Genomic DNA, 12,246 nt, shown 5'->3' with positions numbered 1-12,246 from the left:
TATAGGAGGAAATAAATAATGAAAATGAAGTTTATCGTATTAGTCGTTTTTATTTTACAAGGCATTTTTGTTCATGGAAAAAGTGAAAGTCAGTCAGGCAATCGTCAAACGACAATAATTGTAAAACCCGGTTCGGGAACTTTGCAGCAGGCTATTCGTAAAGCTGCATCTTTGGAAGGAGATGTGATCATTGAAATGAAGGGCGGCGAATACCGTACGGATAAAACTATTGAAATCCAACCGGGTAAATGGTCTTCTTTGCTGATAAAAGCGAAAGAGGGAGAAAAGGTATCCGTATCCGGTGATAAAGTGATCCCTTTGAGTAGAATAAGACAAGTGAAAGATCAGGCTATCCTGTCCCGCCTGCAGGAAAGTGTACGTGGAAAAGTGGTTGAGGTAGATTGTAAAGGTATTGTCGAAACTTTGGCAAATATCCGTCCTTCCGGTTTTGGACGTAAGTCACTACCTGCCTGGTCGGAGTTGATGATTGACAACGAACCGTTGCACTTATCCCGTTGGCCGAACGATTCGATGGCATTGATTGGACGGGTCGATGTGTCCGGCGGACCGGAAGATAAAAAGCTGGGTCGATTGCCTGTATTTCATTATCAGGAGGAACGTCCGGCTCATTGGAAAAACACGGATAATATGTGGATTGGCGGATATTTCGGGTATGGCTATGCAGATGATATGATACCGGTTAAGTCGGTCAACCCGCAAGACTCCAGCATCTCTGTCGGTATGTTTACAACCTATCAGTTCTTTACCGGAGCCGATTTCCGTAGATGGTTTGCCTTGAACCTGCCGGAAGAAATAGACCGGACGGGAGAATATGTGATTGATCCGGATGCAAAGAAGTTTTATTTCCTGCCGGGAGATCAAAAAATAACCAAAGTCCGCCTGACCGTTTTGGACGAGCCGGTCATAGTCGTAGAGAATTGTAAAAATGTAACCATAGAAGGCATTACGATTGAAAACAGCCGGGGTATAGGTGTTTATATGGATAATACGGAAAACGTATTGTTGCAGGGATGCACCATCCGCAATGTCGGAAATGTAGGTGTTTGCATAGGGAAAGGTACTGATTCGCCCAAAGAAGACAACACGCTTCAAAAACATGCCATGGAAGCAGGAGGTGAACTTTGTGGCAGAATGGTAGGCGATATGATGGGAAAGATCTACGAAAACTCTATTCTGGATCGGCAAGCCGGAAGAAACAACGGTGTAAAGGATTGTTATATTTATAATACCGGAGCCGGCGGTGTCAGTTTGGGAGGAGGCAACCGCGTTACGCTGACCCGTTCGGATAATTACGTTGAGAATTGTAAGATATCCCGCTACAACCGTATTGAGAAATCCTACCGTCCGGGCGTTTGGATAGATGGCGTAGGCAACCGGGTTACCAAATGCGACATATCGGATGCACCGAGCATGGCCATTCTGTTTCATGGAAATGAGCATACGATAGAATATTGTGATATTACGCAGGTTTGTCAGGAGGTAGACGACCAGGGAGCTATTTATTATGGACGTGACCCGTCGGAACGGGGGAATGTGATCCGTTATAATTATTTCCACGAATTAAGTCCGCGTCATCGGGTAACAGCCACTTACCATGACGATGGTGCCTGTGGAAGCGAAGTCTATGGCAATATCTATTTCAAAGCCGGTTCATTACCTGTGCTGATTGGAGGCGGAATGGATCATAAATACTATAATAATATCTTTATTGATTCCCCTACGGCTATCCATCTGGATAATCGTTTGCAAAACTGGGCAAGCAACATGGTGAACAAAGGAGATATTTACGACAAACGTCTGCAAGCCGTCAATTATACGCAACCCCCTTATAGTGTGAAATATCCGGAATTGGTCAATTACTGGCAGGAAGACCCGGCTTTCCCGAAACGGAACCGGATATACGGCAATCTCTTTTATAATATAACTAACCTGTTGCATGGCAACAGCCAGTGGGGTGAGTTTTGGAATAACTGGACAACTAATGAAGATCCGGGCTTTGTCGATCCGGCTGACCCTTTAAAAGGATTCCGAAAAGATGCCCCTGTCTTTAAACGGATAGCCGGTTTTAAAGATATCCCTTATGCAGAGATCGGTTCGACATTGAAATAATCTTAAAAGTGTTTCACCCTGATGAAACAAGTGTTTCTCCTGGATGAAACAAGTGTTTCTCCTGGATGAAACAACTGTTTCTCTTAGGTGAAACACTTTTGGGCTGTAGTTTAACGATTTTAGAAAAGCGGATATATGCAGCTGAATAATCTGTTGTTTCGATTTTTCTGATGACGGAGTAAGTAAATATTTGATTTAAATCGTTTTTGTTGTGTAATTGTTATACCGGCGATTCTAATCTTATGAAATTAAGTGGAGAAAAGGGAGATTTGATTCCGCGGGATGAGGTGGAATTATTTAAAAAGATATATGTAGCCTATACCCCTGACTTAGTTGCTACAGCAGCCCGGTATGTCGGTATGGTAACGGCAGAAGACCTGGTGCAGGAGCTTTTTTTGAAGGTTTGGAATCAGAAACTCTTTTTGTGTGTCAAAGCTTCCGAACTTAAATATTTTTTGTTTGCATCTCTTCGCAATGCCTGTTTGGATGTGCTGAAACACGAAGAGGTAAAACAAGGATATGCCGAGTATTATAAGAAAGAGTTGATGATGGAAATATTATCTTGCTCTGAACAGCCTTTTTATTATGAGGAAGAAAACGACAGCCTCAATACTCTTTTTGGGAAAATCAATCAATTGCCTCCTAAATGCCGGGAAATATTTCTTGCCTCTTACGTCGATGGGAAAAAAGCATCCGAAATAGCCAAAGATAAGTCCATCTCACAACGTACGGTAGAAGCTCAATTGTATAAAGCTTTGAAAATACTACGCGGAGCATTGACTCTACTTATTTTATTTTTTTCATTTCTGAGTAAGTAAATCTTTTATGAAAATCGTTTTCGGGATAGAAAAGCAAAATAATGAAACATAAAGAACATATCGATTATGAAAAGTTGCTGATCCGGTATCTACAGGATACAGCTGATACTCAATCTTTGCAGCGGCTGTTGGATATTGTCCGGAAGTCGGAAGACAAGAAACGGGAGTTGGCAGAGTTACAATCAGTTTATGATTCTTTATCCATACGGCTCGATGCGCAAAAATATCCGATAGAGGCTAGTTGGGAGAAGATGCGGCAGAAAATAAATGTGGATAAACAACCGAAAGTGTCTCGAAAGTCCATAACTCTATTATTGTCTTATGCTGCAATTATCCTATTGGCTTTGTCGTTGGGCATACAGTATTTGTATTATCACAATCTCCGTCAACCGCAAGAGGTGGCAGATAGTTATACACGATTTGTGGTGGAAAAAGGGGGTGGGAAAAGCTCTTTGTTCCTTCCGGATGGAACTAAAGTCCTGTTGAATGCCGGAACGACTATTCAATATCCGACACGCTTCGACCAGAAAGAACGGATGGTAATGCTGGATGGTGAAGGTTTTTTTGAAGTTGCCGAGAATCAGCAGAAACCATTTGTTGTCCGGTTGAAAGGACATGACGTAAAAGTTTTAGGGACAGTCTTTAATGTAAAGGCCTATTCGGATATGGATCATACTGTGACCTCCTTGATTTCAGGGAAAGTTCTTTTGACTTCTTATGATACGGAAGGTTCGATACGTGAAGAACAAGTTTTACATCCGGATGAGACAGCCCGTATCGATAAGCAAACCGGAACAATAACGACTTTCCGTAGTGATGATGAGTTTCAGTTGGCATGGACAAAAGGTCTTTATAAATTTAAAGATAAACCTTTCTCGGACGTAATGTCTGAACTGGAACATCTGTACGATGTAACTATTTTGATAGAAGATGACAAACTCGCTAAGTCTGTTTATACCGGTAGTTTGGTTTTGAAAAACACGATCGAAGAGGTTTTGAAACCTTTAGGCCAATACAATAAGTTTCGGTATAGGAAAGAGGGGCATGTGATCCGTATTTACTCCGAAAAATAATTGTTTTGATGTATAACTTTAAAAATAGAAAGGATGGAACCACCAGAGAAGTAAACAATTAAAAAAATTCGGGAAATGCCAGGCACCTCCCGAACTATTATTCATTTCAGTCTTCCCGCGAACGTCGGCAAACAGAAACGGAAAGACTTCAAACTTAAAATAATACACAAAAATATGGAAAAATATCAAGAATGGGGCTTTTTGTCTCCAAAAATAAGGCGTATCATGAAATTAACACTGGCATTTACGCTATTATGTATCATACATATATCTGCCAATACGTATGCACAGACCACACAGGTATCAGTAGATGTTAAAAACGGTACTTTTTATGATGTGGTGAAACAAGTGGAGAAACAGTCTGAATATCTGTTTTTTTACAATAGTAAAGATATTCCCAACGATTTGCCGGTTAGTCTTCAGAAGACTAAATCCAATATCACTGTGATATTGGATTATCTGGTAGAAAAGTATGATTTGTCATATAAAATAGATGACAGACAGATTTTTCTGACAAAGAATGCGGTTGTTCAGCAACAACAAGGAAAACGAATAACGGGTATCGTAAAAGATCCGAACGGTGAACCTATAATTGGAGCCAATGTGATGGAAAAAGGGACGACCAATGGAGTTGTGACAGATATTGATGGGAAATTTATGCTGACTGTATCTGAAAAAGCTGTCGTACAAATCTCTTATATCGGCTATCTTGGTCAGGATATATCAGTAGGAAGTCGTACCGATTTTTCAATAATATTGAAAGAAGATTCTCAGAATCTGGAGGAAGTAGTGGTTGTAGGATACGGTACACAAAAGAAAGCAACATTGACCGGTGCTGTAAGTAATATCGGTAACGAAGAGCTGGTAAAAACTCGTAATGAGAATGTGAAGAATATGATTTCCGGAAAGATTGCCGGTGTTCGTGTCGTTCAGAAATCCGGAGAACCGGGAAGCTATAATACGGATATGCAAATTCGTGGTATGGGTGCTCCGTTGGTAATTATAGATGGAGTTCCCCGTACGAATATGGATCGCCTGGATCCGAATGAAATAGAATCGTTTACGGTACTGAAAGATGCTTCGGCTGCTATTTATGGTGTAAAGGCTGCAAATGGGGTGGTAATTATTACTACTAAAAAAGGAACAAGCTCGAAATTAACATTGGAATATAATGGTTCCGTCGGTTGGCAGCAAGCTTCTAATATACCTGAAACATTGAATGCTGCAGACTGGATGGAATTGACAAACGAGAACTCGATCAATAAAGGAGGAAGTTTAATGTTCTCGGCAGAAGATATCGATGCTTATCGTAAAGGATTGAAACCTGAAACAAAATGGTCAGATGTCGGATTTGACAAGATTGCGCCGCAAACTCAACATAGTATCAGTGCTCAGGGTAAATCAGAAAAGATTGATTATTTCCTGAACTTTGGTTACATGAAACAAGACGGCTTCTATTCCAGTGGTGATTTGAATTACGAACGTTATAATGTCAGAGCGAATATAAATGGGCAGATAACAAAGAATCTTAAAGTGGGGATGCAACTGAATGCGATGATGGGGACTAAAAACGAGCCTGTAATGGATGCATGGGAAATATATAAAGCAGCCTGGATGCATATACCGACATTACCTGTTTATGCCAATAATAATCCGGCTTATTTGCAACAATTACCAGGGGCTTACCATCCATTGGCTCTTACTGATGCAGACATAAGTGGCTATAGAAAGAATCAACAGAAATTATTTCAGGGAACTTTTACATTGGACTATACAGTTCCTTTTATAAAAGGCCTCAATGTGGGAGCTATGTATAGTTATGACTATGATAACTCTGACAATCGTTTATCCAGAAAGGAGTATACGTTGTATGAGTATGATAGCGCATCTGATATTTATCAACCTTACAAGGCTTATTCTCCTTCACTGATACAACGTAGTTATGGGAAAGTGGAAAGAACTTTGTTGCAATTAAGGCTTAATTATGAAAGAACATTTAATGAAGATCATAATTTGAAGATTTTAGCATTGTATGAAGAAACAACAAATCGTTCGGATAATTTTGCTGCGCAAAGGGATTTACCGATGGATGCTGTCGATCAAATTTTTGCTGGAAGTACGACTAATCAGCAGGCAACAATGAATACAGATCCGAAAGTCTTTTTCGATATGGCAAATAAAGCATTTGTCGGTAGAATAAACTATGACTATAAATCAAAATATTTGGCAGAATTTAGTTTTCGCTATGATGGTTCTTCCAAATTTGCAAAAGGTTCTCAATGGGGATTCTTTCCTGCTTTCTTAGCAGCCTGGCGTGTCTCTGAAGAGTCTTTCTTTAAAAATACGGATGCATTATCATTTATAAATAATGTGAAACTACGTGCAACGTATGGTATATTAGGTGATGATGATGCTTCTACTTATCAATTTTTGTCCGGTTATTCTTATCCGAATGGGGGATATATTTTTGATAATTCTTATATCAGTGGTTTGGGATTTAGAGGAATGGCTAATCCAAATATAACCTGGTATGAAGCACATACTGCTGATATAGGTTTGGATATCGATATGTGGAATGGTCTGTTAAGTTTTCAGGGAGATATTTTTAGTCGAAATAGAAAGAATTTGTTATCAACCAGAGTCTTGTCTGTTCCTGGAACATTGGGATCTGCGTTGCCTCAGGAAAACCTAAATGGTGATTTAACACGTGGATTTGATCTTAGTTTATCACATACGAATACAATTGGTGATTTCCGCTATATGATTTCTGCTAATATGTCCTATTTCAGAACAATGAACAAGTATGTGGAAAGAGCTGAATCGAATAACTCCTATCGTAACTGGCGCGATAATAATAATGACCGTTATAGCGATTATTATTGGGGATATGATTTTATCGATTATTTTCAGAATATGGGACAAATATGGTCTGCTCCGATTCAAGATAATAAAGGAAATTCGATTCTTCGTCCAGGTGATTACATTTATGAAGATTGGAACGAAGATGGTATCATTGATGATAATGATGTTCGACCGATTGAGTTGAGTGGAGATCCTCGTATTAACTTTGGTTTTACTTTGGCTGGTACATATAAAGGGTTTGATGTAAATTTATTGTTCCAGGGTGCTGCTAAAGGTACAGTTGTAAATCAGGTACAAATGGAAAGACCATTGACTTGGGACCGTGGTGGTCTTTCTATGTTTATGGATCGTTGGCATACAGCAGAGATGGGGGCTGATCCGAAAGATCCGAATACAGAATGGATTCCGGGGTATTATCCCTCTACTAATAATGGAGGAGAAACAACAAACTACTGGACCTCTACTCGTAGTGTTCAACATGTAAATTATCTTCGTTTGAAGAGTGTGGAGGTTGGTTATACGTTGCCGCAGCATTGGATGCAGAAGGTTGGTATTCAAAATTTGCGACTTTATCTGAACGCATACAATTTGTTTACTCTGACAGGATTAAAGTATGTTGATCCGGAACATCCAAGTGATAGTTACAGCTGTCTGTATCCTATTACAAAAACTTACAATGTAGGTGTGAATGTAACATTCTAATTTTAAATACAGAATCATCATGAAAAAGATAATAACCTTTTTATTTATAGCGATATTGGGTACCAGTTGTAATTCGTTGGACGTTCCGCCTCTTAATATCATTCAAGATAAAGATATTTTTGCTTCCGAGTCTGGTATCTCTTCATATATGTCTTCTTTGTATAATGATTTACCAATACAGGATCATCAAGCTACTGTGTATGGATTTGGTAACTATTGGAACAGTTGGCCTCAGGCAGGGCATATGTCAGGGGAGTTGGTGAACAATAAACTTTTCTTTGTATACGATTCTCCTACTGGAGATATGTTTCAGTTTTGGGCTTACGATCGGGTGAGGAAAATAAATTATTTTATTGAAAACATGCCTCTTTATGAAGCCAGTTTCCCAGCAGATAAAATAAATGCTTGGTTGGGGGAAGCTTATTTTTGTCGTGCTTACTACTATTTTGCTATGGTAAACCGATATGGGGCTGTTCCTTTGGTGAAAGAAGTGAAAAACTATCCGGAAGCGAGCATTGAAGAACTGCAGATTCCTCGTAATACACAACAAGAAGGATGGGATTTTATTGCGGAAGATTTGGATAAAGCGATAGAACTACTTCCGGAAGAAAGTCTGATGCGAGGTCGTGTAAATAAATATGTCGCTTATGGATTAAAATCAAGAGCAATGCTTTATGCGGCCTCACTTTGTCTGTTTGATACCCCAGTTAGTGGTTATGAAGAACTTTTAGGCATGCCTGCATCTAAAGCGCAAAGCTATTATCAGGCAGCGTACGATGCTGCTTCCAAATTGGATGGAAAATATTCGTTATATAATAAGCATACGGATAAGTTTGAAAATTATTGGAACCTATTTCTGGATGAAGACAATCCGGAAGTGATCTTTGCTAAATATTATCAATATCCCGATAAAACTCATAGTTGGGATGTACATCAGGTCCCATTTCAAGTAAGAGGTCCTGAAGGATATTCCAGTATTTTAAACCCGACATTGGAGATTGTCGAATTGTTTGATGATATCAATGGTAATCCGTTTGTGTTAAAAACAACAGATACAAATGGTAATCCTATTCGCTATGATAATCCGTATGACATCTTTAAAGATGTAGAACCTCGTTTAAGAGGTAGTGTTATTTTACCGAATGATGTTTATAAAGACGAAGTCATAGAAATCAGAAAAGGTATTTGGAGCAGTTTTCCGAATGGAGAATTAAAAACAACAACGGATTTTTCTGCGATGTATCAGAATATGCCAATAATGGGTAAAAGTGGTATGGGACATAATGAAACAACGACAACAGGTTTTTTTGTACGAAAGTATCAGGATCCAACTTTGGCAGATAACTTGATTATACATGGGCGTTCTACTACTCAGTTTATCGAAATGCGTTATGCCGAGATTTTATTAAATCAGGCAGAAGCTGCTTTTTATTTAGGGAAAAAGCAAGAGGCTTTGGATTTGATCAATCAAGTGAGAGAAAGAGCTGGTGCTAAATTGTATACATTGGATCAATTAACGGAAGAGAATATCCGTAAAGAAAGACGTATGGAATTGGTATTTGAAAAACATAGTTTTTGGGATTTGCGGAGATGGAGAATTGCGGATAAATTGATGAATAACAAAAAATACACTGCATTATGTCCGTATTATATTTATGATGAGGGTAAATATATCTTTACCAAAGAAGAAATAAGTACTACTTATACATATGATGTAAAAGTAAATTATGCAAAAGTACCGGACGGTGAAATATCCAAGAATCCGAATTTGTTACCTAACAATCCAGGTTATTAATTCAATAGTTATAACAATATGAAAAAGATCAGTTTATTAATGTGTATGTTGTTTGCATTGGGCATGATGTCGTGTGGCGATATTGATAACATGGAAGGTCCTAATGCAGCGATAGCGGGAAGTTTGATAGATGAAACGACTAATAAACCTATTATATCTGAACAACCGAATGGTTTCAGAATAAAGATGGTAGAAACGAGTTGGAGTGAATCGGCGACACCGGAATATTTTTGGGGAAAAGCCGACGGAACATTTAAAAATACGAAGATATTTAGTGCGACTTATGATGTACAACCGGTGGAAGGAGCTTTCTTTCCGGTAGAACCAGTATCTGTAACAATCAAGAAGTCTGAAAATATAGACTTTAAGGTTACTCCTTATTTATCGATTCACCCTAAAAAAGTAGAGATAGCAGGGGATGTCATAGAGGTGGAATGGACTATATCTCGTCCAAAAGTAGGTGATAAGATATTGGATACACGTGTGTTTGTGGTTCATGACAACCCGAATGTGGGGACAAACTATTTTACAACGGCATTGAGTCCGATGATCGATTTGAGTAGTGTTCCGGATGAAGAAGCTTTGTCTACAACGTACAAACAGACGATTACCGGATTGACCAAAGGTAAGACCTATTATGTAAAGGTTGGTGCGCGAACGGACAATTCCAGCAAACGCTACAATTTTGCAGAAACAGTGAAGTTGGAGTATTGATTGGTAGCATTTTTGTAACGCGGTTCGTTACTGAAGTATAACTAACCTTGCAGACGAAGCATAACGAGGTTTGTTAACGGAGGGCGGCGAACCGCGTTACTATTTTGGGGTGGAAAAGCAATAATAATCCATCGAATAAGCAGCTATTTGCTATTTTTTATAGCAATGGCAGTTTTTATCTTCGTACATTGAAATAAAAGTAAATATCATGAGAAATATTCTGAATCGGATTTTGGTATTAAGCCTGTGTTGTAATATGTTGCAAGCGAAAGAGTACCATGTCTCTCCCAAAGGAAATGATAATAATGCTGGAACAATCGAGGCCCCCTTCAAAACCATCAATCGGGCGGCTCAAAAGGCATTACCCGGTGATGTGGTGACGGTACATGAAGGAGTGTATCGGGAATGGATAAAACCGATGTATGGCGGGACCAGCGATAATCGGCGGATTGTTTATCAGGCTGCCGAAGGAGAAAAGGTGGAGATTAAAGGCTCTGAAGTGATCAAAGGCTGGAAGAAAGAGGGAAAAGGTATTTGGAAGGTGGTGATTCCTAACACACTTTTCGGTGATTTCAATCCTTATAAAGAACTGTTTGATGGTGACTGGATTATCAATGACGGACGTGTCACGCATTTGGGGGAGGTCTATTTGAATGGAGAGGCCTTCTATGAAGTGGATTCTTTGAGTAAGTTGCAAAATCCGAAGCCGCATGTATGCAAGGCGGATCCGGAGGGAACGACTGACTTCTGGTATTGTGAAACGGATGACGAAAACACGACTATATGGGCTCGCTTCGGTACCGTAGATCCCAATAAGGAATGTGTCGAGGTGGTTGCCCGTCCGACCTGCTTCTATCCGGATAAGCAGCAACTGGACTATATCACCATCAAAGGGTTTGAAATGAGCCAGGCCGGTACGAAGTGGGCTTCGCCGACGAATGAGCAGGTGGGTGTAATCGCCACGCACTGGTGTAAGGGTTGGATTATAGAAAATAATATCATCCACGATGCCAAGAGCACAGGCATTACGTTGGGCAAGGAGCGTACAACCGGCGACGGGGTACTTCCTGCTGATGATGCCGATGGAGTGAAAGATGGGCATATCTCTTATATAGAAGTTATATTCAACACAACACGCCATGGCTGGAACAAAGAAACGATCGGTTCTCACATTGTTCGCAACAATACGATCTATAATTGTGAACAAACGGCTATTTGTGGGACGATGGCTGCCTTCAGTGAAGTCTACGGTAATCATATCTACAACATCCACGTGAAAGACCAGTATAACGGGTATGAAATTGCCGGGATCAAATTTCATGGGGCGATCGATGCCGTGATACGGGACAACCGCATTCATGATTGTACGTCGTATGGTATGTGGTTGGATTGGATGACGCAAGGAACACGAGTGTCCGGTAATTTGATGTATCGTAATTCGACTGATTTGTTTATAGAAGTGAGCCATGGTCCGTATATTGTGGATAATAACCTGTTTCTTTCTTCCCTGTCGCTTTGTCAGTCAACGGATGGAGGTGCTTACCTGAATAATTTTTTTGGAGGGAAGTTGACTCTGCAGGCAGACTATACCCGTTTTACCCCTTACCAATTGAATCATTCTACCGAGTTGAAAGGTGTAAGTCCGATAAAACATGGCGACCTGCGTTTTTATAACAATATTTTTGTGGGAGGAGCTGATAAGAAATTGTATGGCTTGGAGTTTTTGAATGAGGTAACAGGTGTGATTTATGCCGAAGACAACCTGTTCTGTAACGGAGCACGTCCTATGAAAGAGAAGGTGCAGGGTGTGGTGGATGATGCGTTCAACCCTTCTTTCAAAGTGGAAGAAGTTGCGGATGAAGTATATATTACATTCGAAGGGGAAACTAAATTGTCTCGGTTGAAAGGCAAACCGGTCAATACCGACCGCTTGGGAGTTGCCAAGTTGACGACCTATCCGTTCGAGAATGCCGATGGTACTCCGTTTTTATTGGATATTGATTTCTTGGGAGAAAAGAGATCAACTGTCTCTCCTTCTATAGGACCGTTTGAAATAGTATCAGGTAATCGTATTAAGGTGTGGTGATGTTTAGCTGGCAAGTGACAAATCTACCGAATGGGCTGGAAGAAGAATGTTTAAATTTTAAAAATA

General features: G+C 39.8%; 7 protein-coding genes. All 7 read left to right on the top strand.

The genetic code is table 11. The annotated features are described in order from the left end of the window. Nucleotides 1–18: 18 nt before the first annotated feature. The 7 genes from DXD68_RS07355 (at nucleotide 19) to DXD68_RS07325 (ending at nucleotide 12,180) form a co-directional block, all read left to right on the top strand. A complete protein-coding gene (locus tag DXD68_RS07355) occupies nucleotides 19–2,130 on the top strand; it encodes a right-handed parallel beta-helix repeat-containing protein (protein WP_233577030.1) in 2,112 nt (703 codons plus the stop codon). Between the two features lie 242 nt (nucleotides 2,131–2,372). Further along, nucleotides 2,373–2,948: an RNA polymerase sigma-70 factor gene (locus tag DXD68_RS07350; RefSeq protein ID WP_147382982.1), complete on the top strand. Its 576-nt coding sequence runs from the start codon at nucleotides 2,373–2,375 to the stop codon at nucleotides 2,946–2,948. Nucleotides 2,949–2,989: 41 nt separating this feature from the next. Beyond that, the gene (locus DXD68_RS07345; protein WP_122360971.1) at nucleotides 2,990–4,021 is read left to right on the top strand and encodes a FecR family protein; all 1,032 of its coding nucleotides are present in this window, start codon (nucleotides 2,990–2,992) and stop codon (nucleotides 4,019–4,021) included. 225 nt (nucleotides 4,022–4,246) lie between these two features. Then, a complete protein-coding gene (locus tag DXD68_RS07340; protein ID WP_158585863.1) occupies nucleotides 4,247–7,585 on the top strand; it encodes a TonB-dependent receptor in 3,339 nt (1,112 codons plus the stop codon). 19 nt (nucleotides 7,586–7,604) lie between these two features. Further along, nucleotides 7,605–9,380 carry a RagB/SusD family nutrient uptake outer membrane protein gene (locus DXD68_RS07335; protein ID WP_122360969.1) on the top strand — a complete coding sequence of 592 codons (1,776 nt, stop codon included), beginning with the start codon at nucleotides 7,605–7,607 and terminating at the stop codon, nucleotides 9,378–9,380. A gap of 18 nt (nucleotides 9,381–9,398) precedes the next feature. Beyond that, a complete protein-coding gene (locus tag DXD68_RS07330; RefSeq protein ID WP_122360968.1) occupies nucleotides 9,399–10,094 on the top strand; it encodes a DUF3823 domain-containing protein in 696 nt (231 codons plus the stop codon). Nucleotides 10,095–10,302: 208 nt separating this feature from the next. Next, nucleotides 10,303–12,180, top strand: coding sequence for a right-handed parallel beta-helix repeat-containing protein (locus tag DXD68_RS07325; RefSeq protein WP_122360967.1), 1,878 nt, complete (start codon nucleotides 10,303–10,305; stop codon nucleotides 12,178–12,180). Nucleotides 12,181–12,246: the final 66 nt, after the last annotated feature.

The sequence above is a fragment of the Parabacteroides sp. TM07-1AC genome (genome assembly GCF_003480915.1).
Classification (GTDB): domain Bacteria; phylum Bacteroidota; class Bacteroidia; order Bacteroidales; family Tannerellaceae; genus Parabacteroides; species Parabacteroides chongii.
Note: the sequence above shows the minus strand (reverse complement) of the source record. Positions and strands in the feature narration are given on the sequence as shown.

Excerpts from the sequence above, each read along its gene's own strand:
- DXD68_RS07350 (WP_147382982.1), top strand. The coding sequence starts at position 2,373 with ATGAAATTAAGTGGAGAAAAGGGAGATTTGATTCCGCGGGATGAGGTG.
- DXD68_RS07345 (WP_122360971.1), top strand. The coding sequence starts at position 2,990 with ATGAAACATAAAGAACATATCGATTATGAAAAGTTGCTGATCCGGTAT.
- DXD68_RS07340 (WP_158585863.1), top strand. The coding sequence starts at position 4,247 with ATGAAATTAACACTGGCATTTACGCTATTATGTATCATACATATATCT.
- DXD68_RS07355 (WP_233577030.1), top strand. The coding sequence starts at position 19 with ATGAAAATGAAGTTTATCGTATTAGTCGTTTTTATTTTACAAGGCATT.
- DXD68_RS07330 (WP_122360968.1), top strand. The coding sequence starts at position 9,399 with ATGAAAAAGATCAGTTTATTAATGTGTATGTTGTTTGCATTGGGCATG.
- DXD68_RS07335 (WP_122360969.1), top strand. The coding sequence starts at position 7,605 with ATGAAAAAGATAATAACCTTTTTATTTATAGCGATATTGGGTACCAGT.
- DXD68_RS07325 (WP_122360967.1), top strand. The coding sequence starts at position 10,303 with ATGAGAAATATTCTGAATCGGATTTTGGTATTAAGCCTGTGTTGTAAT.